This is a genomic window from Collinsella sp. AF23-4AC (assembly GCF_003462685.1).
Classification (GTDB): domain Bacteria; phylum Actinomycetota; class Coriobacteriia; order Coriobacteriales; family Coriobacteriaceae; genus Collinsella.
Genome location: NZ_QRVE01000004.1, coordinates 71,083 through 97,740, shown reverse-complemented (window position 1 = coordinate 97,740; position 26,658 = coordinate 71,083). Strand labels below are relative to the sequence as shown.

The following is a 26,658-nucleotide window of genomic DNA, read 5'->3' as shown; positions in this document are numbered from 1 at the left end:
AAGCAAACATGGCCTTTACCAAGAAGACCGTCCGCGACATCGATGTCGACGGCAAGCGCGTTCTCGTCCGCGTTGACTTCAACGTGCCTATCAAGGATGGCGTCGTTGGCGACACCACCCGCATCAAGGCTGCCCTGCCCACCATCAACTACCTCGTTGAGCACAACGCTCGCGTCATCCTCATGAGCCACCTCGGCCGTCCCGATGGCACCGGCTTCCAGCCTGAGCTCTCCCTTGAGCCTGTCGCCAAGAAGCTCGCTGAGCTCTCTGGTCTCGATGTTGCCTTTGTCGCCGACACCTACGGCGAGAAGGCTGCTGAGGCTGTTGCCGCCGTCGAGCCGGGCAAGGTCCTCGTTCTCGAGAACGTCCGTTTTGACAAGCGTGAGAAGAAGAACGATCCCGAGATCGCCAAGAAGCTCGCTTCCTATGGTGACGTCTTCGTTCTCGATGCTTTCGGTACCGCTCACCGCGCCCAGGGTTCCGTCGTGGGTCCCGCCGCTTACCTGCCTGCCGTCGCCGGCTTCCTGCTCGAGAAGGAGGTCGACACGCTGACTGGCATCTTCGCCGAGCCCGAGCGCCCCTTCGTCGCTATCGTCGGCGGTTCCAAGGTTTCCTCCAAGATCGGCGTTCTCGATCACCTCATCGACTCCGCTGATACCCTGATCATCGGTGGCGGCATGGCCTACACCTTCTTCCTGGCTCAGGGCCTGACCGTCGGTCAGTCCCTCAAGGAAGAGGACTGGGTCGAGCGCGCTGGCGAGATGCTCAAGAAGGCCGAGGAGAAGGGCGTCAAGATCCTGCTCCCCATCGACAACCGCGTTGCCGATCACTTTGGCGAGGACGCTGTCCCCGAGGTTGTCGCTTCCGACGCTATCCCCGACGATCGTGAGGGCATGGACATCGGCCCCAAGACCGAGGAGCTTTACGCCGAGGCCGTCAAGGGTGCCAAGACCGTGTTCTGGAACGGCCCCATGGGTGTCTTCGAGTTCGACAACTTCGCTCACGGCACCCAGGCTATCGCCGAGGCCGTCGCCGAGGCCGACTGCACCTCGATCATCGGCGGTGGCGACTCTGTCGCGGCTGTCAACAAGTTCAACCTGGCCGACAAGATGAGCTGGATCTCCACCGGTGGTGGCGCTTCCATGGAGCTCGTCGAGGGTAAGGCCCTGCCCGGAGTGGAGGCGCTTCTCGATGCCTAGTCGCACCCTTCTTATCGCTGGTAACTGGAAGATGAACAACGACGTCGCTGAGGCCGCCAAGCTCGCCGACGAGCTGGCTCAGGCTCTGCCCGAGGTTCCGGCTGGCGTCGAGGTGCTCGTCTGCCCTCCGACCATTGACATCACCACGGTTCATGACCGCATTCAGGCTGCCCCCATCGCCCTCGGTGCACAGAACGTGTACTGGGAGGCCAAGGGTGCCTTCACCGGTGAGTCCTCTTGCGACATGCTCAAGTCCGCTGGCTGCACCTACTGCATCATCGGCCACTCCGAGCGTCGCGACTACTTCCACGAGACCGACGAGGACCAGAACAAGAAGGCCAAGGCCCTCGTTGCCGCCGGTCTTGTTCCCGTCTTCTGCTGCGGCGAGTCCCTCGAGGTCCGCGAGGCTGGCACCTATGTCGAGCACGTCGTGAACCAGGTCAAGGCTGGCCTTGCTGGACTTGAGATCACCTGCCCCAAGCAGGTCGTCGTCGCCTACGAGCCCATCTGGGCCATCGGCACCGGAAAGACCGCTACCGCTGAGGACGCCCAGGAGGTCTGCGGCGCTATCCGTGAGACCCTCAAGGAGATGTTTGGCGAGGAGCTCGCCGACGGTATCCGCGTCCTGTACGGTGGTTCCGCTAAGCCCGGCAACATTGCCGAGCTCGTCGCCAAGCCCGACGTTGACGGCGCCCTCGTGGGCGGCGCTTCGCTCAAGGCTGCCGACTTCGCCTCTATGGTCGTCAAGGCAGGCGAGTAGGACATATGGCACAGCGTCATCTTCCTGCACTCCTGATCATCATGGATGGCTGCGGCCTTGCTCCGGCCGATGGCGAGAACGCCGTCGCCGCTGCCAAGACGCCCTTCCTTGATAGCCTGTACGAGAAGTATCCTCACACCACGCTCGGTGCTTCGGGCGAGGACGTGGGCCTTCCCGACGGTCAGATGGGCAACTCCGAGGTAGGCCACCTCAACATCGGTGCCGGCCGCATCGTGTTCCAGGAGCTTTCGCGCATCAACAATGCCATCAAGGACGGCTCCATCGCCAAGAACGAGGTCTTCGTCAAGGCTATGGACGACGTCAAGGCTGACGGCAAGACTCTCCACCTCATGGGCCTTATGAGCCCTGGCGGTGTTCATTCTCACATGAACCACGTCGAGGCTCTGGTCAAGATGGCTGCCCAGCATGGCATCAAGACCGTTCGCGTCCACGCCTTCATGGATGGCCGCGACGTTGACCCGCAGTCCGGTGCCGGCTACATGAGCGAGTTCTGCGCCTTCCTGGCTAAGATCTCCGAGGAGACCGGTTGCGACGCTCGCGTTGCCACCGTTTCGGGCCGCTATTGGGCCATGGACCGCGACAACCGTTGGGAGCGCATCCAGCGCGCCTACGACGTCATGGTTAACGCGTCCGATGCCGATACCGACCCCGTTGCCGGTATCAAGGCCTACTACGAGAAGGATCCGCGCGGCGACGAGTTCGTCGAGCCTTTCGCGGCCCACAACGAGGGCATCCACGAGGGCGACGCGGCCATCTTCTTCAACTTCCGTCCCGACCGCGCTCGTCAGATGACCCGCGTGTTCACGGACAAGGAGTTCGATGGCTTTGAGCGCGAGCAGATTAAGCTCTCGCACTTCGTGACGATGACCGAGTACGATCCGACGTTTGACGTCGAGGTCGCCTTCCCCAAGACGTTCCCCGAGAACGTCCTGGCCGACGTTATCGCCGCCAATGGCCTGAAGCAGCTGCACACCGCCGAGACCGAGAAGTACGCCCACGTGACGTTCTTCCTCAACGGCGGCATCGAGGAGCCCAAGGAGGGCGAGGAGCGCGTGCTCGTCGCTTCCCCCAAGGTCGCTACCTACGATCTGCAGCCCGAGATGAGCGCTCCCGAGGTTACCGAGAAGCTTGTTGCCGCTATCAACGAGGATCGCGCTGATTTCTACATCGTGAACTTCGCAAACTGCGACATGGTTGGTCACACCGGTGTCTTCGACGCTGCCGTTAAGGCCGTCGAGGCTGTTGACGATGCCCTGTCCAAGGTTGTCCCGGCGATTCTCGCCAAGGGCGGCTTTGCGCTGATTACCGCCGATCACGGCAACGCCGATCACATGTTTGACGTTGCTTCCGACGGTTCCAAGCATCCGTTTACGGCTCACACCACCAACCGTGTGCCGTTCATCATCGTTGATGAGAAGGCGCAGCTCACCGGTATCGAGGACGGCCGTCTTTCCGATATCGCTCCGACCATGCTCACCATGGCTGGCATTGAGCCTTCCGCCGAGATGACGGGTCGCGTACTCGCCACCGAGGCCTAATAGAAAACAAATACCGTTTTCTAGTAAGGGGGTTGTCCGCAACCGGACAACCCCCTTTTTGGTATTTCTGCCATTTCTACCCCGTCCCCAAATGGCAGGTGGGGGAGTGCTGGGGGTTGTGGTACAGTACTGGAGTTTGAATTGTTCTATTAAGGAGCTTATCTATGGGTCCGTTTCAGATTCTTCTGTTTGTCGTTTGGGCTGTCTCTGCCGTGGCGTTGACGATTCTCGTCCTGATGCATTCCGGTAAGGGCACCGGCGTTTCGGATATGATCGCTAGCTCGCTGTATAACTCCAGCTCTGCCACGGGCGTCATGGAGCAGAACCTCGATCGCCTGACCGTCATCATGGCTGTCGTATTTGCCGTGTGTGTCGTTCTGTGCATGTTCTTCTTCCCGCAGGGCATCGTCGGCTACTAAGCATCGGCGTATATACGTTTGTAAAGGGTCCCGCACGTGCGGGACCCTTTTTGTTTACAGACTTGTAACAGAGTCAAAATATCCCCACATACTTCGCCCAACTAAAGAAATTCTCGACCGTTAACCGGAATTAGCGCCATATTGTGCATAAAATGCGCTACTGTATTGCGAAACGTTGGTCCGCACTGCATAACCAGCCATAACGGCGGACCGCGTTTGAATGGTTCGAAAGGGCTGTCTCGACGTTGCCCGGCCGAATTCACTTTGTCCTATCTCATAAGGAGGATGGCATGGCTGATTCTATGTTCCACCAGCCCGTTATGGGTCGTCGCGCCTTTGTCGGCGGTACCCTTGCTGCGAGCTCCATGGCTTTTCTTGCCGCATGCGGCAAGAAGGGCGGCGACGCTTCCGGTTCTGAGTCCGGTTCGACGCTGAACTTCTACATCAACAACCCGGTCTGCATCGACCCCTACAACGTCCAGGAGGATCAGGGCACTCAGGTCGAGTACCAGCTCTTCGACGCTCTGACGGAGTACGATAACGAGAAGGGCGAGATCGTTCCGCTGGCTTGCGAGTCCTTTGAGGCTAACGACGACGCCACCGAGTTCACCTTCAAGATCAAGAAGGCTAAGTTCCACAACGGTGACGACGTTACCTCCAAGTCCTTCAAGCTCGGCTGGGAGCGCCTGGTCAACACTAAGTCAGCCATCGCTACCGAGTATGGTCCTTCCGAGGTCTCCTACCACCTTTCCATGGTCGAGGGCTATGACGATCTGCTTGCCGGTAATGCTACCGAGCTGTCCGGCGTTACCTGCCCGGATGACGAGACCCTCGTCGTCAAGCTGACTTCCGCCTACGCCGACTTCCCGTTCGTCGCCTCTCACCCGGCTCTGTCCCCGGTTCCCGAGTGCGCCGAGTCCGATGTCAAGAGCTTCTACCTTGCCCCGGTCGGTAACGGCCCGTTCATGATGGACGGCAAGTGGGAGGATGGTCAGGAGATCAACCTCAAGAAGTTTGACGATTACTATGGCGACAAGGCCAAGATCGACGCCATCCACTTCCAGGTCATCAAGGACGTGGAGACCGCTTACAAGGAGTTCCAGGCCGGCAACCTCGATGTCTGCGACGTTCCCGTTGCTCAGATCGACGCCGCCAAGAAGGACCGCGGCGAGTCCAAGGATGGCTACACCATGGGTGATGGCGAGCGCATGCTGCTCGGCTCCGAGCCTTCCACGTACTATCTGACGTGCAACACCACGGCCGAGCCGTTCAACAACGCTGACCTGCGCAGGGGTATCTCCCTGGCTATCAACCGTGAGGCCATCTGCAAGACCATCTTCAAGGGCACCCGTACCCCCGCTGACGGCATCGTTCCTCCGGGAATCGCCGGCTACAAGGAGGGCGCATGGGAGTTCTGCGCCTATGACGTCGACAAGGCTAACGAGTACCTCGACAAGGTCGCTCCCGCTGGCGCTAACGGCGATCGTGGCATCAATGTGACCCTGTCCTACAACCAGGACGGTGGCCACAAGGAGATCATGGAGTCCATCATCGGCGACCTCGCCAAGGTGGGCGTCACCGCCGTCTCCGATACTCCCGAGTGGTCTGCCCTGCTTGAGCAGTATCAGAACTTCAACTATCAGTTCGGCCGTCTGGGCTGGATCGCCGATTACCCGATCATGGACAACTTCCTGTACCCGCTGTTCCACTCCGACTCCCTCGGTGGCGACAACCGCTCTGGTTACAACAACTCCGAGTTCGATGCCAAGGTCGATGAGGCCCGTGCCACGGTTGACGACGACGAGCGCATCGCCAAGATGCAGGAGGCTGACGCTATGGTCGCCGCTGACTGCCCGGTTATCCCGGTGATGTTCTACACGCACACCATCGTCGGCTCCGATCGCGTCAAGTACCTCTATGTCGATCCGCAGAAGCACGCCGATCTGGGTACCGCTGAGCTCGCCTAAGAGTTTTGCAGCTTCCATGAGGGTCAAGTATTTACGTAGACCTCATGGGAAACATACAGTTCTCCCTAACCTGGGGTAAACTGGCTGATGGTAATTTTGGGATGCCGGTCTGGCGATCGGCATCCCATTTAGGTTAATCCCTAGATAGGGGAGTGGTATGGGTAAGTACATCGTTAAACGTGTGCTTCAGTTCATCCCGGTATTTTTGGGCGTTACGTTGATTCTGTTCGCCCTCCAGAATATTGTGCCGGGAGACCCGATCAAGCTGATCGGTGGAGACAAGGCTCTGTCCCCCGAGGTAGAGCTTCAACTTCGCGTGCGCTATCACCTGGTCCAGGCGGACGAGGACGGCAACGCGATCCTTGACGAGAACGGCGATCCCGTTCCAACGTCGCTTGTGGACCAATACTTGAATTACATGAATGGTCTGCTTCATGGCGATCTGGGCAATTCGTATCAGCGCAAGCTGCCGGTTGCGGAAATCTTTGCCCAGAAGTATCCGTATACGGTTAAACTCGCCGCGTGCGCCATTGTGCTCGAGGCAATCATGGGTATCGGTGCGGGTATCATTTCGGCGGTAAAGCGCTATTCCTTCTGGGATATTTTGGTAACGCTCACCACGTCGATCCTCGTTGCTGTTCCTGCCTTCTGGCTCGGCATGCTGCTGCAGCTGTTCTTTGGCGTCATCCTTAAGGATGCCACCGGCGGCGCTTTCTCCATGCCGATTTCGGGTGCCGGCGGCTCCAGCTCTCAGTATCAGGATTGGATGCACTATGTGCTTCCGACCATCACGCTGGCTTCGGTTTCGACCGCCTATGCTGCCCGCATCATGCGCTCGCAGCTACTCGACGTCATGAATCAGGATTACATCCGCACGGCAAAGGCCAAGGGTCTCTCCAATCGCGCGATCATCGTCAAGCATGCGCTTAAGAATGCACTCATCCCCGTTGTTACCTATATTGGTGTCGACTTCGGCGGCATGCTTTCGGGCGCCATCCTGACCGAGACGGTCTTTAACTGGCCCGGTATCGGCTCTGAGGTCTACCGCGCCATTAGCATGCGCGACTGGCCCATCGTTATGGGCGGCGTTACGCTCATCGTTGTCGTCGTTATGGTGATCAACCTTCTCGTCGACATTAGCTATGCATTCCTCGACCCGCGTATCCGCCTCGGCGGTCCGTCGGATAAGGCCTAAGGGAGGTACGTCTCATGCAGGAAACTGATTCTCAGTCTCAGGAGCAGGCTACCGCCACCAAGGCCGCATCTGCTCCCGCCAAGTCCCGCACGCTGTGGGGCGACGCTTTCAAGCGTCTTCGCAAGAATAAGCTCGCCGTTATCGGTATCTGCTGGATTATCATCGTCGTTTTGGTTGCCTTGACCGCAGACCTGTGGGCTAAGCCCTGGCTCGGGTCGCCGACGGCTTCTGACTCGACGACCATGGCCGAGACTTCGCTGCTGGCTCCGTGTGCCGAGCACCCGTTTGGTACCGACGCCCTTGGCCGCGACATTCTCGTCCGAGTTATCTACGGCGCGCGCGTTTCGCTTTCCGTCGGTATTATGGCCACCGCCATCTCCACGGTGATCGGTCTGATCATGGGCGCCCTGGCCGGTTTCTATGGCGGCATCTGGGATACGATCATCATGCGCTTCGCGGATATCTTCCTGGCGTTCCCGTACGTGCTGTTCGTTGTCGCCATGATCGCCGTTATCGGCCGTGGTCTTCAAAATGTTTTCATCGCCATCGGTATTCTCGGCTGGCCCTCGATTGCCCGTGTCTTCCGATCTGCAATCTTGACGGTCAAGGAAAACGACTATGTTGACGCCGCTCGCGCTATGGGTGCATCCGATGCCCGTATCGTTATGCGCCACATCTTCCCGAACTCCGTTGCTTCCATCGTGGTCTATGCGACCATGAACATCGGTGGCGCTATTCTGACCGAGTCCGCTCTGTCCTTCCTCGGTATGGGCGTTATTCCGCCTACGCCTTCGTGGGGCTCTATGATTCAGGACGGTCAGCAGTATCTTCTGACTGCTCCCTGGATGATGATCATGCCCGGTCTGGCAATTCTCTCGACGGTGCTCGCCTTCACCCTGCTGGGTGACGGTCTGCGCGACGCCCTCGACGTCAAGATGAAGGACGCATAAGGATGAAGAAGAACAAGAACTATGTGGACCTGAAGGACCAGCCGGTTCCCGAGGGCCAGCATCTGCTCGAGGTCGATGACCTTAAGATGTATTTCCATACCGAGGATGGCGTCGTCCGCGCTGTCGACGGTGTGTCCTACACACTCGATCGCGGCGAGACTCTGGGTGTCGTCGGCGAGTCCGGCTCCGGTAAGTCCGTGACCGCCATGACTATCATGGGCCTCATCTCGATGCCTCCGGGAAAGATTGAGGGCGGTGACGTTCGCTATCGCGGCCGTTCCATCCTCCACATGACCGAGGAAGAGATGCAGCACATTCGCGGTAACGATATCGCGATGATCTTCCAGGATCCTATGACCTCCTTGAACCCGGTCTATAAGATTGGTAAGCAGGTGGGCGAGGGCCTTCGTCTGCACCGTGGTTACTCCAAGCAGGAGGCGCTCAAGCGCGCCACTGAGCTTTTGGACCTCGTTGGCATTCCCGAGCCCGAGAAGCGCGTCAATGAGTATCCGCACCAGTTCTCTGGTGGTATGCGTCAGCGCGTTATGATTGCCATGGCCCTTGCCTGCGATCCCGATATTCTGATTGCCGACGAGCCCACGACTGCCCTGGACGTTACCATCCAGGCTCAGATTATTGAGCTTATGCAGGAAATGCAGGAGAAGAACGGCAACGCCATCATCATGATTACCCATGACCTGGGTGTTGTTGCCGATATGGCCGACAAGATTATGGTTATGTACGCCGGCCGTCCCGTCGAGTTCGGTACTGCTGAGGAAATCTTCTACGAGAGCCGCCACCCCTACACCTGGGGCCTGATCCGCTCCATCCCGGAGCAGGCCATCGATGAGAAGAAGCCGCTTACGCCGATTCACGGCAACCCGCCTTCGCTCATGAACCTGCCCGAGGGCTGCGTGTTCTCGCCTCGTTGCCCCTATGCAACCGATAAGTGCCGCAAGCAGCGCCCCGAGCGCGTTGTCACCGAGTCCGGCCACTATTCTGCGTGCCATTATTCCGGTGACCCCGAGTTCCTCAAGAACGCTCCCGAGACGTCTCGTACGCGCAAGGATTCCAAGAAGGGAGGCGAGGCGTAAATGGCAGACAATAACGAGCGCACTCCGCTGCTGAAGGTCGAGCACCTCTCTAAGGAGTTCCCCGCTGAGTCCGGCATGTTCGCCAAGCGTTTTTCCAAGCGCGTCGTCTCTGCTGTAAACGACATCTCTTTTGAGATTTATCCGGGCGAGACCTTTGGTCTGGTTGGTGAGTCTGGTTGCGGTAAGTCCACGACGGGCCGCACGATTATGCGCTTGACCAAGCCGACTGCCGGTAAGGTGTTCTTCCAGGGCAAAGATGTTGCCGAGATGAGCAAGCATGAGATCAAGGACATGCGTCGCGAGATGCAGTTTATCTTCCAGGATCCCTATGCTTCGCTGAATCCTCGTATGACCATCGGCGAGATTGTCTCCGAGCCCATGACCATTCACGGCGTGGGCACCAAAGAGGAGCGCATTGAGCGTGTCCGCGAGCTTCTCGACGTCGTTGGACTGAACCCCGAGCACATCAACCGCTATCCGCATGAGTTCTCGGGCGGCCAGCGCCAGCGTGTCGGCATTGCCCGCGCCTTTGCGCTCAAGCCCAAGCTGATTATCTGCGATGAGCCCGTCTCTGCGCTTGACGTATCCATTCAGGCCCAGGTTCTGAACCTTCTTAAGGAGCTCCAGGACAAGTTCGGTACGGCTTATCTCTTCATTGCTCACGACCTCTCTGTCGTGCAGCACATTTCTGATCGCGTTGCCGTTATGTATCTGGGCAAGATGGTCGAGGTTTCGGACTGGAAGACGCTCTACAGTGAGCCGCACCACCCGTACACGCAGTCGCTGCTGTCTGCCGTGCCGGTGCCCGATCCAGATATCCAGAAGACCCGCAAACGCATCATCCTCGCTGGCGACCCGCCGTCGCCGCTGGATCCGCCGACCGGCTGCCGTTTCCACACGCGCTGCCCGATCGCGCAGGGCATCTGCTCCGAGAAGCTTCCTGAGTTTAAGGAAGTTGCACCGGGTCACTGCTGCGCCTGCCACTTCGCCGAGCCGTTCCCGATCAAGGAATCGCACATCGACCTGTAGTCGGTTGTTTTCGTCCGGGCCCGCCCTGGTGTTATTTTTCAGAACGTCCTCGGACATGTCGGAAGCCCCGCTGCGCGCTACGCGCCGCGGGGCTTCCTCCGTCCTGCGGAATGTTCTGAAAAATAACACCAGGGCGGGCCCTGCGGTAACTCGGCAGGGGGAGTGCGATTCCGTGATCGCTCACTTAGCCTAATTCGTAATTGAGTGAGGCCGGAGCTTTAGCTCCGGCCTCCCCATATAAGGGCTCGGCAAAGCCGAGCCACTAAATTCTTATCAGCCTCAGAATATGCTTGAGAATTGTGCCTGAAGTACGTATTAGCAGGTCCCGGATCGGTGTTGCCTCCCGGCGCATTCCGCAGGGGGAGCGATATTTTGCAGCACGAAGTGCGTAGCAAAATATCGCCCATGCCCGAGGACGCGCCGGGAGGCAACACCGATTCGGGGCCGGGCATACGGATCTACCTGCGCATTTACAAATTCGTAAACTTTTTTGAAAAAAGTGCTTGCACAGTTCTCGAATCATAGGTTATTATCTTCCTCGTTGAACGCGCGGGTCCAACAAAACGAACCGCGAGTCAACAACATAGCATGTCGGAGTGGCGGAATTGGCAGACGCGCTAGCTTGAGGTGCTAGTGACCGCTTTTTGGTCATGCGGGTTCAAGTCCCGCCTCCGACACCATCGCATCTGAGAAGCCTCTTCGGAGGCTTTTTTGTTACCGATAGACGGTGGGGTCCACGATGGAAACGCTTGAACGCAACGAGTGGGCAGACGTTGCCCAACTAGTCGAGATCACGAGCGATGCTGTCATCATCTGCGAACTCGACGGAACCATTCTGCATGTGAATAATCGCTTACTTGGTTTGATGTGCGAGGAACGCGCCGACGTCATCGGTGGAGATGTTAAAGACGTCCTGTACTCGTCCGCTTTTGAACGTGCGACGGAACATCGTCTGCCATTTGAAACTGATGGCTCCGAGAACGAACTGATGCTCAAGCTGAGTGACGGCTCTTTTATCCCCGTCTTGGTTCGTGCGGGCTCCGTAACGCCTTCACGCATCTTTGGGCGCCGTGCACCACGTGTCCTGGTGGCGCTTCACAGTATCGAGGAACAGTATTCTCACGACCGTCAACTCAAGCGTGCGTTATCGGAGCTTAGAGTGGCGAACAAACGTCTCTCTGGCACGCTCTCGGTCATTATGAGCACTGTGGGCTCCGATGAGTTGCCCAGCCTGCTTGATACCGTTTTGAACCAGCTTGTAGGAACGCTCGATGCTTCGGGTGCCGCTATCTATTTTTCTGAGAGCGGCGGTTTTAAGCTACGCGGTGTTTCCAAGGAGCTGTACGATAGCTACCTGCCCGAGTTTTTGCCGTATGGCGCTGGCATTCCGACGTATGTTCTTCGCGAGTCGCGTGCCTGTCGCTTGTCGATTCAACAGGACCTTGAGGGCGATAGGGCCGCCTCCGGTATGTTCATGGACTTGGACAATCGTTCTAAGCACCTGTTGCGCGTGCAGGATATGCCTCCGTACCGCAGCGAGATTTGTCTTCCCGTTTTTTACGGTACGCAGATCCTTGGCGTGCTGGAAGTTGGTTGGAAACGCCCCCAGGCACCGCTCGCCTATGACGTTAATGTACTCGAGGTCATTTGCGATTACCTGTCTATCCAGCTGGTCGGCATGGCATCGAGCCTTCGCTCTCGTCGTACGGCCGAGCTCGGCCGCTCGCTCAATGTCTTACGTGATGAGTTGTTTACCTTTCTAGACGATTCCGCCGCGGCTACCCAGGCGGTATCGTCCGAGATCTGCAATATGCTCAACTGCCATTTTTGTCCTGTTGAGTATGACGCCAGTCTGGACTCCTACGTCATAGATTTTGAAGGCGGCAGTCGCGTTGTTTTGCCGGACGATCCCGAGAAGCTATTCTTTTCCACGACGGCGCCGGCGGCACGTCTGGGGGCTGGCCCTGATGGCTTTGAGGCATCTGTTTTGGGCGGCACGAGTGCCGAGGACCTTAAACACGTCCGTATAACTCGCGTTGACGAATCGATGCCTATGGGAGGCTGGCTTAGGGCGCATGGTCTGCCTTGTCAAGGTCTCTACGTCGACTCCGGCATCGAGGCGGGGCGCCCGCGCTCTGAGGGTGATGGCAAACACAGTAACGACGCGATTGTTCCTGCTTCTGTTGCGAAGAGCCCGACTACGCGCGCGCTGCTGCTTCGTGATGGTAGCCAAGAGCCGATTGATGACCTCGAATATGACTACTTGGTGCACTTGGCGCATGACTTTGAACTGATCTACGAAGGCGAATCTCAAAAGCGCGAGGAGCGCCATATCGCTCAGACCCTTCAGATTGGCATGAGAAATTCCCTGGGGGATGTTCCGGGTATCGCAACCGATTCGGTGTACCTGTCGGCCACGAACTCGGCGTTGGTCGGCGGCGATTTCTATACGCTCATCCGTCTTCCCGACGACTGCGCCGTCATGATTCTGGGTGATGTGTCTGGCAAAGGCATTGAGGCCGCATCGATGTCCGCGCTCGTCAAGACGGCCCTGACGGCATATGCTTGGGAGGGCGCTGGACCGGCCCGCATGGCACGCTCCCTTAACAGCATGCTCATGGGCTTTTCGAGGGTCGAGACGTTCGTGACGGCCTTTATCGCCAAGATTGACCTTAAAGCCGGACGCGCAACGTATTGTTCGGCGGGCCATCCTCCGACCATGGTCATCAGGCCAGAGTCGATGCCGCTGGGTGGCGGCGAGGCCCGTGGGGGAGAGGTTGAGCTGCTTGGGTGCCAATCGGGCGTAATCGGTGCCTTTGAGAGCATGGTGTACGAGACAGGCGTGTTTACGTTCGCCCCCGGCGACATGCTCTTCATGTATACGGATGGAACGATTGAGGCCCGCGACCGCACCGGAGCGTTCTTTGGCGAGCAGCGCTTGCGCGACCTTCTGCTTTCTGTTTCGGGGGAGGGCGTGTCGGGCATTTGCGGCAAGGTCTTGGGCGAGCTTGACCGATTTACCGAATCGGCGCTGGACGATGACATTGCATTGGCGTCCCTTGAGTTTTTACGGGGTCGTTCATAGACGACGCTGGGCGGGTTGAATCCGCACGGTTGGGAAAACGAATGCATCGAGTGGGCTTTTTTGGGGAACCATGGTCGTATGAATGAGTGGAATGACATAGCGGTTTTGACGCCACCGGGTGATGTCGACATCGCCTCGGTGCCCGTGCTGCGCCGACGGTTGGATAATTTGATCGACCGGGGCGTGCGTCGCATTGTCATCAATTGCCAGGCCGTGGGCTTTATCGACTCGACGGGTTTGGCGTTTTTGCTTACACGTGCCAGAGAGCTCATGAGGCGAGAGGGCCTGCTTTCGCTTGTTAACGCCTCCGATGAGGTTATTCGCTTTTTGGAGATTGCCCGACTTGTCGACATCCTGCATGTTGCGGGTCCGGCACGGGAGTCTATTCCCGCCATTCCGGTGGGGGAGCTGCCTCGCTGGAGTAAGAGCGTCGAGGTCCGTCAGGGTATCGAGAATCTTCCATACTATCGACATCGCATTGCCGAACTCCTTGAATCGCTTCCGTTGCGTCGCGACGAGCGCTACGATGTCGCATTGGCGTCGGGGGAGGCGCTGGGTAATGCCTATGACCATGCGGGCGGTATCGGGTGCGTCCTGACGGTTCAGGCCTATGGCGATCGCGTTGTGGTCGAGGTGCTTGATCGGGGTGCCGGCTACTCTATCGATGAAACGAGCGAACCGGTCGCATCTGAGGAGCGCGGCCGTGGTATCAAGCTTATGCGTATGCTCGTCGATAACGTGGAGGTTGCTCGTCGTACAGACGGCGCCGGCACGCGCGTGCAGATGGTGAAGCTGTTTAACGGAGCGCTGGAATCGTGTGCCTAGCCAATCGTTTTAGCGCGTTTGGCTACCAAGAACATGCGGCAGGCAACTTTTTTGAAAAAAGTACTTGCGTCTTTAGGACAACTCGCGTAAATTAATAACCCGCAAGCGGACATGGCTCAGTTGGTAGAGCACAACCTTGCCAAGGTTGGGGTCGCGGGTTCGAGCCCCGTTGTCCGCTCCATTGCATTTCCGGACCGTTTAGGCGGTCCTTTTTCGGCGAAGTGGCCAAGTGGTAAGGCAGAGGCCTGCAAAGCCTTTACCCCCGGTTCGAATCCGGGCTTCGCCTCCAGGCAACATCCGGGCGCTCCGGTGCCCGTTTTGTTTTACATATGCGGACATGGCTCAGTTGGTAGAGCACAACCTTGCCAAGGTTGGGGTCGCGGGTTCGAGCCCCGTTGTCCGCTCCAAACGCAGCAGCCCGACTACTACGGTAGCCGGGCTTTTTTGTACCCGTCGCCTGGGCTCGAACCCGAGAGGGAGCGAGCGTTTTGGGGCGTGGCCGTGGCGTTGTTTGCCGCGAATGTTCGCTTTGGGCGTATCATCGTGGGCATCTCGCAAAACCTCGTTGCAAGGGAGACTCGTCACATGGCTACAGAAAAGTCCTCTTCGCGCTCATGGATGTCCGATGCCGCGATCTATCAGATTTACCCGCGCTCGTTTAAGGATTCGACTGGTTCGGGTCTGGGCGATATCGCGGGCATTACCCAGCAGATGGACTATCTTGAACGGCTGGGTATCGAGGCCATCTGGCTGAGTCCGTTTTACCCATCACCTCTTGTCGATGGTGGCTATGATGTGGCGGACTACTGCGATGTCGACCCTCGTCTCGGCTCGCTTGAGGACTTCGATGACATGATCGCCGCGGCTCACGCGCGCGGCATCAAGGTCATCGTCGACATCGTGCCCAACCATTCATCCAACCAGCACCCCTGGTTCAAAGCCGCTCTTGCCGCCGGCCCCGGATCGCCCGAGCGCGCCCGTTATATCTTCCGCGATGGTCGCGGCGAGCATGGCGAGCTGCCTCCCACCAATTGGAATGCCAACTTTGGCGGCCCCGCCTGGACGCGTGTTGCGGACGGTCAGTGGTATCTGCACATGTTTACGCCCGAGCAGCCGGACTTTGACTGGTCATGCCCCGAGGTTCACGCGTTCTTTTGTTACGTCCTGACGTTTTGGAGCGATCGAGGCGTCGATGGCTTTCGCATTGATGTGGCACACGGTCTTGCCAAGGATCTCGACCGCGATGACCTCGACCGATGGCATCTTGCCGAGGGCGATGACATGGTTGACGACGGCACCCATCCGCTGTGGGACCGCAACGAGGTCCACGAGATCTATCGCGAGTGGCGCCGCGTGTTCGACCGCTATAATCCGCCGCGTAGCGCCGTTGCCGAGGCGTGGGCGCTGCCCGAGCGCCAGTATCTCTACGCGCGCCCCAGCGAGCTTGGCCAGACATTCAACTTTGAGTTCGCCAAAGCCACTTGGACCTATGATGACATGCACGCTGCAATCGAGGAGGGCTTGAAGGCGGCCATCGAATCCGATTCCGCCTCGACCTGGGTACTCTCCAACCACGACGTGCCGCGTGTGGCGACACGCTATGCCCTGCCGCAAATCAAGGCGACGCGCTACCATCAGATTGCGCTCGACTGGCTCTTACGCGACGGGTTGTCTTATGACGAGGACCGTGAACTCGGCGAGCGCCGCGCGCGGGCGGCCCTTTTGCTTGAGCTGGCGCTTCCGGGCTCGGCATACGTGTATCAGGGTGAGGAGCTCGGCCTTTTTGAGGTGGCTGACATCCCGTGGGCTGCACTTGAAGATCCTACTGCGACCAATACGCACGGACCGAAGCGCGAGAAGGGGCGCGACGGCTGTCGTGTGCCCCTGCCGTGGGTGGCGGCGGACGATCCCGCGCAGGGCGGATCGTTTGGGTTTTCGCCGGCGGACGCCGATGCGGCGCCCCATCTGCCGCAGCCTGCATGGTTTTCCGATTACGCTGCCGATAGGGAAGCAGCGGACCCGACATCGATGCTTGCGCTCTATCGTGACGCCCTCTGGCTGCGGCGCAAGCTGCGCGGGTGCGCCAACGATCTTGCGTGGCTCGATCTTGACGGGCGCACCGGCCTTGCGGATGGTGCCGAGGGCGCTGAGGGTGGCGTCATCGCCTATCGCCGCGACAACGGCTGGGCGTGTGTGACGAACTTCGGCGCAGCACCTGTGGAGCTGCCGGCGGGCAGGGTCCTGCTCACCTCATCACCGCTTGTAGACGGTAGGCTCGCTCAGGACAGCTCTGCCTGGATCATGCTCGGTGAGATGTAAGGGCCTCTTGCGGCGAGCTTGCGTTTGCCTACACCTTCCGTGGTGGCTGATGTCTTCGCGAGGTTCGCGAGGGTATCGCAAAACTTTTCAAAAAAAGTTCTTGCATAGGATGCGGGCATCACGTAAGATTAATCCCCGTAAGCGGACATGGCTCAGTTGGTAGAGCACAACCTTGCCAAGGTTGGGGTCGCGGGTTCGAGCCCCGTTGTCCGCTCTATTTGGGCGTTTAGCTCAGGGGGAGAGCGCTTCCCTGACACGGAAGAGGTCAGAAGTTCAAATCTTCTAACGCCCACCAAATGTTCGCAGCTCAGAGGCTATGTCCTCTGGGCTGTTTTGTTTTGCTACCAAGCACGCCGCCAAATAAGCCACCAAATATTGATCCAAGGTCCGTACGCGATGGTCTTCGCATCCCGTAGAGGTGCCGGCAGATTGCATACGTCCTGGCCGATCGTGACCGCAACATGTTGGTCAAGCATAATCTTTTGGATTCTTTTGGCGTGAGCGGCTTGGTTTTGGTAGGATTTGTCAGCGGCTTGACTAAGGGGGTTTTATAACTGCCATGCAGGTAGCCGTGTTGGTAACGTTTTACCGACTTGCCAAGAACCCCTCATAATTAATGCGTCTGCAAAATGACCAATTGCTTTGACCTGCTGAAACACTATATGTTGTGTTTGAACTAAAAAAAGAATACAGGATATAGATGCGTCTTTGTCGTATGATAGATGGCGGACAGAGAACGAAGACCTTATTCGTCCCATTTGGACACGCCTTTGAGCCGCTTGATCGGCCGCGAGGATTGTCCGCATGAGGACCTATGGTTTATCGAGAACACAGATTGCGCGACGGCGCCGCAAGACAGGGGCAAGCCCTGCCGGGCATCGTTTGGCTCTGAAGCGCAATGAGGCTACGACGCGAAAGAGGCAAGAGGATGAAGATTATCAAGCGCAGCGGCACCGAGGTTGTCTTTGACATCGATAAGATCGTCAATGCCATCCGCGCCGCAAACTTGGAGGTCGAGGAGAGCTCTCGTCTTACCGACCGCCAGGTGGTTTACGCGGCACAAAACGTCGCCGAGGCATGCGAGAACGCGGGCCACACCGTGTCGGTCGAGGAGATTCAGGATTTGGTCGAGGACGAGATCATGCGTCTCGACTGCTACGAGGTTGCCCGCCACTACATCATCTATCGCTATGTTCAGAGCCTGAAGCGCCAGAAGAACACGACCGACGACAAGATTCTGTCGTTGATCGAGTGCAACAACGAAGAGGTCAAGCAAGAGAACTCCAACAAGAACCCGACCGTCAATTCCGTTCAGCGTGACTACATGGCCGGCGAGATCTCCAAGGACCTGACTCAGCGTGTGCTGCTGCCCCAAGAGATCGTGGATGCCCATAATGAGGGTCTGATTCATTTCCACGATTCGGATTACTTTGCCCAGCACATGCACAACTGCGATCTGGTGAACCTGGAGGACATGCTCCAGAACGGCACTGTTATCTCGGGTACGCTGATTGAGAAGCCGCACAGCTTCTCGACCGCCTGCAACATCGCGACGCAGATCATCGCTCAGGTTGCTTCCTCTCAGTACGGTGGCCAGTCGATTTCGCTGACCCATCTTGCCCCGTTCGTCGAGGTGAGCCGTCAAAAGATTCGCGGCGAGGTCGCCCGCGAGCTCGAGGAGCTCGGCGTTTCCGCATCTCCCGAAAAGGTCCGCGAGGTTGTTGAGGACCGTCTGCGTGACGAGATTCGTCGCGGCGTCCAGACGATCCAGTATCAGGTCGTGACGCTTATGACCACGAACGGCCAGGCGCCGTTCGTGACGGTCTTTATGTATCTTAACGAGGCCCGTACGCCTCAGGAGAAGCACGACCTTGCCATGATCGTGGAGGAGACGCTTCGCCAGCGCTACGAGGGCGTTAAGAACGAGGCCGGCGTGTGGATTACCCCGGCATTCCCCAAGCTCATTTATGTACTCGAGGACGATAACGTTCACGAGAATTCCCCGTACTTCTACCTGACCCAGCTGGCCGCGAAGTGCACCGCCAAGCGCATGGTGCCCGACTATATCTCTGAGAAGAAGATGCGCGAGCTCAAGCTGTCGAAGGGCGAGACCGCGGGCAACGGCGACTGCTATACCTGCATGGGTTGCCGCAGCTTCCTGACGCCCGATCGCTCCGGTAACGGATTTAACAACGTGGCCAACGCGCTGAACTATGACCCGAACAAGCCCAAGTACTACGGTCGCTTTAACCAGGGCGTTGTGACCATCAACCTGCCCGATGTCGCGCTGAGCTCGCATCAGGACATGGACAAGTTCTGGAAGATCTTCGACGAGCGCCTTGAGCTGTGCCACCGCGCCCTGCTGTGCCGTCATGAGCGTCTGATGGGTACGCTTTCGGATGCCGCACCGATTCTTTGGCAGTACGGTGCCCTCGCCCGCCTGAAGAAGGGCGAGACGATCGACAAGCTGCTCGTGGGCGGTTACTCCACCATTAGTCTGGGTTATGCCGGCCTGTATGAGTGCGTCAAGTACATGACGGGCCACAGCCACACCGAGAAGGAGGGCACGCCCTTTGCCATGGCCGTCATGCAGCGCATGAACGACAAGTGCGCGGAGTGGAAGGCCGAAAGCGATATTGACTTCTCGCTGTACGGTACCCCGCTTGAGTCGACGACCTACAAGTTCGCCAAGTGCCTGCAGCGTCGTTTCGGCATCATCCCGGGCGTGACGGACAAGGGCTACATCACCAACAGCTACCACGTCCACGTGTCCGAGGAGATTGACGCATTCGACAAGCTCAAGTTCGAGGGTATGTTCCAGCAGCTTTCGCCGGGCGGTGCCATCTCCTACGTCGAGGTTCCCAACATGCAGGACAACCTCAAGGCTGTCATCCGCGTGATGCAGTACATCTACGACAACATCATGTACGCCGAACTCAACACCAAGAGCGATTACTGCCAGGTGTGCGGCTACGACGGTGAGATCAAGATTGTCGAGGATGACGGCAAGCTGGTGTGGGAGTGCCCCAACTGCGGCAATCGTGACCAGGAGAAGATGAACGTCGCCCGTCGTACGTGCGGCTACATCGGTACCCAGTTCTGGAACCAGGGTCGAACCGAGGAGATCCGCGACCGCGTGCTGCATCTCTAATACCGCTCCGGGGCTGAGCCGAGAGGGCCGCTTGGGCATTTGCTCGCTATTTCGGACAGTCCTGCGCAAGACGAAGGCCACATTAAGTGGCCTTCTTTGCGTGCGGAACTCATATCGAGCAAAAGCCCAAGCGGCTCTCTTGGCTCAGCCAAGTTGACGTAGTTGAGATGCGGCGCGCAGTCTGCTCACTCCTCGAAGTTCTTAGCGGACATGAGTTGACTTGCAACAACGCTTTGCTTGCGGAGTCGGTTGAGTTGCAACAAAGTTTTTATTAGACCTCGAACCCTATACTCGATGTTCGCTTCGTTCATTGAGTTGCCCTTTGCATGAGGCCGGGACATATCGTCCCGCCCGCAGTTTCGCAGGCCGAAGGCCGAGAATGTTTGAGGACGGGATGATATACTCCAGACCCCCAGGAAGGTTACCTATGAACTACGCGAACATTAAGTATTTCGACATTGCTGATGGGGAAGGCGTTCGTACTTCTCTGTTTGTGAGCGGGTGCCGTCGTGGGTGCAAGAACTGCTTTAACTCTGTTGCGTGGGACTTTGCTGCGGGCGAGCCCTTTGATCGCGCCGTCGAGGACAAGATTATCGAGAGCCTCGACCATCCCTTTATCGATGGTCTGACGATTCTGGGCGGGGAGCCTATGGAACCTGAGAATCAGGTGGGGCTCGTTGATTTCATTGAGCGCGTTCGTGCCGCTTATCCTGCGGGGTCAGGAAAGACCATTTGGTGTTTTACCGGCGACGTGCTCGAGGAACTTATGCCGGGCGGTCGTCACCATACCGAGGTCACGGACCGTATCCTTGCCTGCCTCGATATGTTGGTGGATGGCCCGTTTGTTCAGGATCTGTACGATATCTCATTGCGCTTTAGGGGCTCGAGTAACCAGCGTGTGATCGATATGAACGCTACGCGCGACCGTGCTGAGCGTGAGGGCGTTGCGCTTTGTGATGCGGTTGAACTTTGGCGTGATGATCCGGTCTATTCGACCCATACTATGTAGCTTGTGGTCGATGCCAAAGGACGTGGTACCATAGCGCGAACGTGAAATCGGAAAAGTGAGGCCCAGATGGTCGATCAGGAAAAAGTCGAGGCCGCCATTAAGCTGTTGCTTGAGGGCATAGGCGAGGACCCAACTCGTGAGGGCCTGCTGGAGACCCCGGCGCGCGTTGCCCGTATGTATGGTGAGATCGCCGGCGGTATGGACCAGAGTGCCGAGGAGCACCTGTCCAAAACCTTTGCCGTCGCTTCGAACGATTTGGTTATCGAGCGCGACATCACGTTCTACTCGCTGTGTGAACATCATCTGTTGCCGTTTTATGGCAAGGCCGCCATTGGTTATATCCCTAACGGTCGGGTGGCTGGGCTTTCCAAGCTCGCTCGCACGGTTGAGGTTTATGCCCGTCGTCTGCAGCTGCAGGAGCAACTGTGTGCGCAGGTTGCCGACGCTCTTATGGATTATCTCGCTCCCCAGGGAGCGATTGTGCTCATGGAGGCTGAGCATATGTGCATGACCATGCGCGGCGTGCAAAAGCCCGGCACCAAGACCGTGACGCTCGCTCGCCGCGGCGTCTTTGAGACCGATCCCGCGCTCGAGGAGCGGTTCTTTAGGATGCTGGACCGTTAGCATGAGGGTCGTCAACGACTTTACATCGAAGACCGATGAGGGGACGTCGCGTCGCGGCTTTATGGCTTCGGGCCTGGCCCCCTTTGGTGCCATGCCTCGCATTGATTACATTTGTGCCAACGGGCTGTTTCGGCGGCACCTGGGCAACATTGCGCAGTTGGAATCGGGGCGCATCTTCTGCCGCCACGGTATTGACCATCTGCTCGATGTCGCTCGCATTATGTGGATCAAGAATCTCGAGGAGCAGCTCCAATTTGACCGCGAGGTCATCTACGCCACGGCACTTCTTCACGATATCGGCAAAGATGAACAGTATGAATCGGGTATATCCCATGATGTTGCAAGTGAACGCGTCGCTGATGCGATTCTCGGCGGCATGCCCGATGATGTGGCGTTTGAGCCGGCCGATGCCGCAGCCATTAAGACGGCCATTCTGGGCCATCGAAAGCTGCGCGTGAACAGCCAACCGCTTGAGCGTCTGCTCTATGCAGCCGACAAAGCGTCGCGCGCCTGCTTTGCATGCCCCGCGCGCAATGCTTGCAACTGGAGCGATGATAAAAAGAACCTGTCGATTCGCGTATAGTTAGTTTGCGCGGTCGGGGCTCTAAACGAAGGAGACGATCGCGATGAGCAACAAGAAACTGCCCGAGAATGCAACCAAGACCGAAGGCGCCGAGCTCGCCCGCCGTGGAAGGGGCGAAATATCCACCGCAACGGCGGTGCCCCACGTGAGCTATGACGATCTGCGCCATGCCGATCGCATTACTATCGACGGTCTCGAGGTCTTTGCCAATCACGGCGTGTATCCCGAAGAGAACGCGCTGGGCCAGAAGTTCATCGTGTCCCTGGTGCTCTATGCCGACCTGCGTGCAGCGGGGGAGCACGATAACCTGGACGCCTCGATTGACTACGGCTCGGTGTGCCACGATGTCGATGGCTATCTGCGCGAGCATACCTTTAAGCTCATCGAGGCCGCAGCCGAGGGCGTGGCCCAGATGCTGCTGCGTCGTTATCCCTTGCTGCTCGGTGTGCGCATTAAGCTCGATAAGCCGTGGGCGCCTGTTGGCCTGCCCTTGGCAAGCTGCGGTGTCGAGATCGAGCGCGTGCGCTAACCGACCCTAAAGCCCGTCGGCGGGCAGTTTTTTGAGTCGCTGCGACAGAGCTCTATTGTTGGGGCAGTACGTGTCGAGCAGGGTGTGGAACCGCTGGTTGTGGCTCGGCTCGAGTAGATGGACGAGCTCGTGGGCGACAACCATGTCGAGGCATTCGACGGGATAGGCGGCAAGTTCTCGTGCGATGCGAACGGCGCCGGATTTGGGCGTGCATGAGCCCCAACGCGTTTTCATGCTGCGTACGGAAACGCGGGAAACGGCGACACCCATTGCGATTTCGTATGCGTGCACCATATCGCGTAGCGCCGATGTGACTTCGGACGTATAGAGCTGGTCGATGTGGGCTTGGAGCTCATCGGACGTTAGGCCGTCGAGGATTGCGTGCCGCTTTGCCTGTGGGCTTTCGTCCGATTCATCGGTACCCATAAAACTTGCGAAGGTGGCCTGTTTGGGTCGCGGTGCGGGTGATGCAAAGTTGTGATCGAGCGCATCCTGTACCGTGACGGGCTTGCCCCAAAGTGCAATGATGGACGAGGGACTGAGCGGCTCTCGCGCCGTCGCCTGACGTCGCTCACGCTGGGCAAGTCGGTTGACAATCCAGGCACTGTTGCGCTTTACAAACGCTTCGATGCGCTCGCGGCTGGCGCCGAGCGGTGCACTGGCGTGGACCTCACCACTCGATGTGACGCGTAGGTTGAAGTTCTTGACGCGCTTTTTGGTAACTACGACGGGGATGGGCGTCCCATCCGGTCGGGATACGGAAATCGTAAACTGCTGCGTCAAAAGCGGTCCTTCAGATTGGGGACGGGCCGGCATGTCGACCGTTCGGCATGCCGGCCCGCTCAAGGGATGTGGAATTAATAACGCTCGAAGAAGGCAAGCGCGTTGTCGCTGCAGAGCTTTTGCATCACGGTCTTGCCAAAATGCTTGGAAAGCATGTTCTGGAACTCGGGCATCTTGCTGGCATCGGAGAGGAAAGCGGGCACAGTGGCGCCGTCCCAGTCGCCGCCGAGCGCGATGACGTCCTCGCCGCCCAGGTCGAGCCAGTGCTCGATATGTGCCGCCAGCTGGTCGAAGGTGACGTCTGCGGCGGTCTTGTCGGTTGCGTCGTTGGAAAGGAACTCGCTGCAGTAGTTGAGGCCGACGATGCCACCCATGTCGCGAATGGTACGGAACTGGTCGTCGGTAAGGTTGCGTTTGGCGCCGCAAACCGCACGGGAGTTGGAGTGGCTGGCGACGAAGGGACGCGTGGCGCGGGCGGCGACCTCGTCAAAGCACTCATCGTTGAGGTGGGAGACGTCGAGCACCATGCCGGCGTGCTCCATCTGCGTAAGCGCCTCGATGCCGGCGGCGGTGAGGCCGGCGTGGGTGTCGTGGCCGCTCGCGAGCGGTCCCTGCGCGTTCCAGCTGAGTGATGACATGAGTACGCCCAAGCTCTTGAGCACCTCGATCAGCGCGGGGTCCTCGGCAAAGAACGTGGCGTTTTCGATGGTGTGGATGCAGGCGACTTTGCCGTCCTTGAGCGCGGGGCGAATGTCTGCGGCGCTGCGCACGTTGACCATGCGGTCGTGGTTGAGCATTGCCTGGCCGCTCATGTGCGCCATGATTTGCGCCTGGAAGCGCGCGGCGTGGGCGGTGGGAATCTCGTCGGGGACAAACGTGGCGAAGCACTGTGCCCATGGCGTGTTGCCGATCTTTGCGAGCGAGATGGCGCAGGCATTGCCCTCGATGAGGTCGAAATCTTGCGGATGCGTTTCGTCGCCGGGGAAATAGCCGTCGGTGCCAGCGGTAAAGCGCAGGTCGAGATCGAGCGTGGCCCAGCCGATGCGGTCAGCGGTGTCGCAGTGTAGGTCAAATACGGGATATGCCATGGTTCCTCCGGTTGCAGCGTTTCTTTGCAAACTGTCTTTGAATTGTATGACTAGGGTATAGTTAGCGCCATATGTTCATGGCGGCCCACGTTGTGCGCCGCCCTTATCACGGAGGTTTCCATGTCCAACCAGGGCAAGAAGGTCAAGACCCATTATCGCGGCACGCTCGATGACGGCACGCAGTTCGATAGCTCCTACGATCGCGGCGAGCCGCTGGAGTTCACCTGCGGCGCCGGTCAGATGATCAAGGGCTTCGACGCCGCTGTTGTCGACATGCAGGTGGGCGAGAAGAAGACCGTGCACATTCCTGCTGCCGATGCTTACGGCGAGCACAATCCCGAGATGGTTATTACCTTCCCGGCCGAACAGGTTCCCAACATCGAGCAGATCGAGAAGGGCATGAAGCTCTTCCTGTCCACGCCGAGCGGCATGCCCGTCCCCGCCGTGGTCATCGACGTAACGCCCGAGGCCGTGACGCTCGACGCCAACCACGAGCTGGCCGGCAAGGACCTCAACTTTGATATCGAGCTCGTCGAGGTCGAGGGTTAGAGTATGCCTGAACGCTTGGTTTCGACGACATGCTTGGGAAATCTCAACGATCCGTCCTATGAACTCCTGCTTCGCCGGAAGTTGGGCGGCGTCTTTGAAGTTGACGAGCTGCTGCTCGATTGGGACCAGGCTGATGTATGCGCGTTTGTGGGCGTGACGGAGCTGGGGCGCACGGTCGATGTTCGGCTGGATACCGCTGACGGCGGTCGTCTTGCCGACGGCGACGTGCTCGCCATCGACCGTTCGGGCATGGTGCCCGTGGCGGTTGTCGTGCGCCTGCGCAGCGCCGAGGTTTATTTGGTCGAAGTTGACCGCATGGACCCGATTGTGCTCGCGCATGCGTGCTGGGAGATCGGCAATATGCACGCGCCGCTTTTCCGAGGCGATTCGGACGAGCATACCGTGCGCATGTATACGCCGGTGCAGCCTGTTTTGGGCCGCATGCTCCAGGGCGTCGAGGGCGTTCGGCTCTCGACGGTTACCCGTGAACTCGATGCGGACCGGCGCTTTGCGTCGAGTGCGGCGGATGCCGTTGTGAGTATGGCTCCAGACTTTACGATCGTAAAGAAGGCGCGCGGTTAACGTGCGTATGAGTAAGACGGACTTTGAGAGGCAACTATTCAAAGTCAGTCTTGCTGTTGATAGGAGGCTTTGGGGGAAGCATATGGGTCTTGAGGGAATCAAGCTGATTGCATGCGATTTGGACGGCACGTTGCTGCATCCGGGGGAGCGCGAACCGCGTTCCGAGGCCTTTGAGCTTATCGATGAGCTGCATCGTCGCGGTATCGTGTTTATGCCGGCGAGCGGCCGTCAATATGCGAGCTTGCGCTATCTGTTTGCCCCGGTGGCCGATGAGCTCGCCTATGTATGCGAAAACGGAGCCCTGGTGATGAGCGAGGGACGTGCCGTTGTCAAGCGCTCTATGGAGCGTGACCTGGCGATGGATATCGCGAATGCCGTGGTCGCCTACCCCCATGCCGACGTAACCCTTTCTTGCGAGGGGCACCTCTACACCATGAGCGGCAACGATGCGTTCGTCGACCATTTGCGCTATGAGGTCCATTGTGATGTGGCGGTAGTCGACCGTCCCGAAGACATTGACGAGGACGTCATTAAGATTGCCTTCCAGACGCCCAAGGTGAATCAGCCGGCGGCGCTGGAGTATTTTGTGCGTCGCTTTAGCGATCGGGTTGATGTGATGACGTCGGGAACCGAGTGGACGGACTTTATCGGCTTTGATTCGGGTAAGGGTTCCGCGCTTGCCGATTACGGTCGTGCCCTGGGTATTTCGCCCGATGAGATGATGGCGTTTGGCGATAACGAAAACGACCGCGACATGCTCAACGTCGTGGGCCATCCTTATCTAATGGAGAGCTGCAATCCCTCTATGCGTGGCATCAACGACCACGTCCGCTACGTGCGCACGGTCGAAGAGGAACTGCGCCGTCTGCTCGCCGAGTAGGTTTTCGGGACATACCTAGAAATCTATTTTTTGCTGCAAAGTGCGAAAAGGTGGATTTAAGGCATGTTCCAAACATTTACCGGCAGTCGGGGCAGAGACCCTCGAAGATGGTGTAGTGCGACGTGACGTGCCAGCCGATTTGCTCGGACGCCTTGGCGTCGAGCTGGGCATCGAAGGGGAGCGGTACGTCGATGACGCGGCTGCACGAGGTGCAGATGATATGTGCGTGCGGCTCGATGGTGCGATCGAAGCGACTTCCGCCCGGCGTCTTGATGGAGAGAATCTCGCCGGCGTCGGCCAAGAGATTGAGGTTGCGGTAGACCGTGCCGCGGCTGATTTTGTCATCTTGCGCGCGCACGACGTTGTAGATTTCGTCGGCGGTGGGATGGTTATAGCTTTGGCGCACGGCGTCAAGAACCAGCTTTCGCTGCCTGGTATTCCTTCTTTGCACCGCCATGCGCCTCGCCTCTTTTCTATCA

23 protein-coding genes and 6 tRNA genes are annotated in these 26,658 nt (G+C 58.4%); 26 read left to right on the top strand and 3 right to left on the bottom strand.

Going from position 1 to position 26,658, the window contains the following annotated elements:
• The first annotated feature begins 8 nt into the window (after nucleotides 1–8).
• The 23 genes from pgk (at nucleotide 9) to folB (ending at nucleotide 22,297) form a co-directional block, all read left to right on the top strand.
• Nucleotides 9–1,199 (top strand): phosphoglycerate kinase, encoded by a 1,191-nt coding sequence (gene pgk, locus DWY05_RS04105; protein ID WP_117564871.1) that lies wholly within the window; start codon nucleotides 9–11, stop codon nucleotides 1,197–1,199.
• Nucleotides 1,192–1,959 carry a triose-phosphate isomerase gene (gene tpiA, locus DWY05_RS04100; RefSeq protein ID WP_117635934.1) on the top strand — a complete coding sequence of 256 codons (768 nt, stop codon included), beginning with the start codon at nucleotides 1,192–1,194 and terminating at the stop codon, nucleotides 1,957–1,959. Before pgk ends, tpiA begins: the two co-directional genes overlap by 8 nt.
• Nucleotides 1,960–1,964: 5 nt before the next feature.
• Nucleotides 1,965–3,518 (top strand): 2,3-bisphosphoglycerate-independent phosphoglycerate mutase, encoded by a 1,554-nt coding sequence (gene gpmI, locus DWY05_RS04095; RefSeq protein WP_117837213.1) that lies wholly within the window; start codon nucleotides 1,965–1,967, stop codon nucleotides 3,516–3,518.
• A gap of 164 nt (nucleotides 3,519–3,682) precedes the next feature.
• On the top strand, nucleotides 3,683–3,937 hold the full coding sequence (gene secG / locus DWY05_RS04090) for a preprotein translocase subunit SecG (RefSeq protein ID WP_006236144.1): 255 nt from the start codon (nucleotides 3,683–3,685) through the stop codon (nucleotides 3,935–3,937).
• 290 nt (nucleotides 3,938–4,227) lie between these two features.
• Nucleotides 4,228–5,904 carry an ABC transporter substrate-binding protein gene (locus DWY05_RS04085; protein ID WP_117635932.1) on the top strand — a complete coding sequence of 559 codons (1,677 nt, stop codon included), beginning with the start codon at nucleotides 4,228–4,230 and terminating at the stop codon, nucleotides 5,902–5,904.
• Between the two features lie 157 nt (nucleotides 5,905–6,061).
• Nucleotides 6,062–7,099: an ABC transporter permease gene (locus DWY05_RS04080; RefSeq protein ID WP_117635931.1), complete on the top strand. Its 1,038-nt coding sequence runs from the start codon at nucleotides 6,062–6,064 to the stop codon at nucleotides 7,097–7,099.
• Between the two features lie 14 nt (nucleotides 7,100–7,113).
• Nucleotides 7,114–8,049, top strand: a complete 936-nt coding sequence (locus tag DWY05_RS04075; protein ID WP_117635930.1) for an ABC transporter permease — start codon at nucleotides 7,114–7,116, stop codon at nucleotides 8,047–8,049.
• A gap of 2 nt (nucleotides 8,050–8,051) precedes the next feature.
• Nucleotides 8,052–9,143: an ABC transporter ATP-binding protein gene (locus DWY05_RS04070; RefSeq protein ID WP_117635929.1), complete on the top strand. Its 1,092-nt coding sequence runs from the start codon at nucleotides 8,052–8,054 to the stop codon at nucleotides 9,141–9,143.
• Nucleotides 9,144–10,172, top strand: coding sequence for an ABC transporter ATP-binding protein (locus DWY05_RS04065; RefSeq protein WP_006236139.1), 1,029 nt, complete (start codon nucleotides 9,144–9,146; stop codon nucleotides 10,170–10,172). It begins immediately after the preceding gene.
• 590 nt (nucleotides 10,173–10,762) lie between these two features.
• Nucleotides 10,763–10,852 (top strand) — tRNA-Leu (locus DWY05_RS04060).
• A gap of 59 nt (nucleotides 10,853–10,911) precedes the next feature.
• Nucleotides 10,912–13,257, top strand: a complete 2,346-nt coding sequence (locus DWY05_RS04055; RefSeq protein WP_117820738.1) for a GAF domain-containing SpoIIE family protein phosphatase — start codon at nucleotides 10,912–10,914, stop codon at nucleotides 13,255–13,257.
• A gap of 78 nt (nucleotides 13,258–13,335) precedes the next feature.
• Nucleotides 13,336–14,082, top strand: coding sequence for an anti-sigma factor antagonist (locus DWY05_RS04050; protein WP_117820737.1), 747 nt, complete (start codon nucleotides 13,336–13,338; stop codon nucleotides 14,080–14,082).
• Between the two features lie 105 nt (nucleotides 14,083–14,187).
• Nucleotides 14,188–14,263, top strand: a tRNA-Gly gene (locus DWY05_RS04045).
• Between the two features lie 34 nt (nucleotides 14,264–14,297).
• A tRNA-Cys gene (locus tag DWY05_RS04040) sits at nucleotides 14,298–14,371 on the top strand.
• A 42-nt stretch (nucleotides 14,372–14,413) separates the two neighbouring features.
• A tRNA-Gly gene (locus DWY05_RS04035) sits at nucleotides 14,414–14,489 on the top strand.
• 178 nt (nucleotides 14,490–14,667) lie between these two features.
• Nucleotides 14,668–16,401, top strand: coding sequence for a glycoside hydrolase family 13 protein (locus DWY05_RS04030; RefSeq protein ID WP_147335203.1), 1,734 nt, complete (start codon nucleotides 14,668–14,670; stop codon nucleotides 16,399–16,401).
• Between the two features lie 141 nt (nucleotides 16,402–16,542).
• Nucleotides 16,543–16,615, top strand: a tRNA-Gly gene (locus DWY05_RS04025).
• A 6-nt stretch (nucleotides 16,616–16,621) separates the two neighbouring features.
• A tRNA-Val gene (locus tag DWY05_RS04020) sits at nucleotides 16,622–16,696 on the top strand.
• A 633-nt stretch (nucleotides 16,697–17,329) separates the two neighbouring features.
• Complete coding sequence (gene nrdD / locus DWY05_RS04015; RefSeq protein WP_022094397.1) at nucleotides 17,330–19,552, top strand: anaerobic ribonucleoside-triphosphate reductase; 2,223 nt, start codon at nucleotides 17,330–17,332, stop codon at nucleotides 19,550–19,552.
• Nucleotides 19,553–19,979: 427 nt separating this feature from the next.
• On the top strand, nucleotides 19,980–20,561 hold the full coding sequence (nrdG, locus tag DWY05_RS04010) for an anaerobic ribonucleoside-triphosphate reductase activating protein (protein WP_117820735.1): 582 nt from the start codon (nucleotides 19,980–19,982) through the stop codon (nucleotides 20,559–20,561).
• Between the two features lie 66 nt (nucleotides 20,562–20,627).
• The gene (gene folE, locus DWY05_RS04005) at nucleotides 20,628–21,185 is read left to right on the top strand and encodes a GTP cyclohydrolase I FolE (protein ID WP_117820734.1); all 558 of its coding nucleotides are present in this window, start codon (nucleotides 20,628–20,630) and stop codon (nucleotides 21,183–21,185) included.
• A gap of 1 nt (nucleotide 21,186) precedes the next feature.
• Entirely contained in the window at nucleotides 21,187–21,768 is a 582-nt protein-coding gene (locus tag DWY05_RS04000) for an HD domain-containing protein (protein WP_199409559.1), read from the top strand.
• 43 nt (nucleotides 21,769–21,811) lie between these two features.
• Complete coding sequence (gene folB / locus DWY05_RS03995; RefSeq protein WP_117820733.1) at nucleotides 21,812–22,297, top strand: dihydroneopterin aldolase; 486 nt, start codon at nucleotides 21,812–21,814, stop codon at nucleotides 22,295–22,297.
• 6 nt (nucleotides 22,298–22,303) lie between these two features.
• Here folB and DWY05_RS03990 read toward each other — a convergent pair whose 3' ends face one another.
• Both DWY05_RS03990 and DWY05_RS03985 read right to left on the bottom strand, forming a co-directional pair.
• The gene (locus DWY05_RS03990; protein ID WP_158558687.1) at nucleotides 22,304–23,080 is read right to left on the bottom strand and encodes a M48 family metallopeptidase; all 777 of its coding nucleotides are present in this window, start codon (nucleotides 23,078–23,080) and stop codon (nucleotides 22,304–22,306) included.
• A gap of 74 nt (nucleotides 23,081–23,154) precedes the next feature.
• Nucleotides 23,155–24,168, bottom strand: a complete 1,014-nt coding sequence (locus DWY05_RS03985; RefSeq protein WP_089572972.1) for a dipeptidase — start codon at nucleotides 24,166–24,168, stop codon at nucleotides 23,155–23,157.
• 120 nt (nucleotides 24,169–24,288) lie between these two features.
• On the opposite strand from DWY05_RS03985, the gene DWY05_RS03980 reads away from it, so the two are divergent.
• The 3 genes from DWY05_RS03980 to DWY05_RS03970 all read left to right on the top strand — a co-directional run bounded on the left by DWY05_RS03980 (nucleotide 24,289) and on the right by DWY05_RS03970 (nucleotide 26,179).
• Nucleotides 24,289–24,717, top strand: coding sequence for a peptidylprolyl isomerase (locus tag DWY05_RS03980; protein WP_055286916.1), 429 nt, complete (start codon nucleotides 24,289–24,291; stop codon nucleotides 24,715–24,717).
• A 3-nt stretch (nucleotides 24,718–24,720) separates the two neighbouring features.
• On the top strand, nucleotides 24,721–25,299 hold the full coding sequence (locus DWY05_RS03975) for an urease accessory protein UreE (RefSeq protein ID WP_117820731.1): 579 nt from the start codon (nucleotides 24,721–24,723) through the stop codon (nucleotides 25,297–25,299).
• Nucleotides 25,300–25,381: 82 nt separating this feature from the next.
• On the top strand, nucleotides 25,382–26,179 hold the full coding sequence (locus DWY05_RS03970; RefSeq protein WP_158558686.1) for an HAD-IIB family hydrolase: 798 nt from the start codon (nucleotides 25,382–25,384) through the stop codon (nucleotides 26,177–26,179).
• 76 nt (nucleotides 26,180–26,255) lie between these two features.
• Here the strand turns inward: DWY05_RS03970 and DWY05_RS03965 are convergent, their stop codons facing one another.
• Entirely contained in the window at nucleotides 26,256–26,636 is a 381-nt protein-coding gene (locus tag DWY05_RS03965) for a Fur family transcriptional regulator (RefSeq protein ID WP_172677978.1), read from the bottom strand.
• Nucleotides 26,637–26,658: the final 22 nt, after the last annotated feature.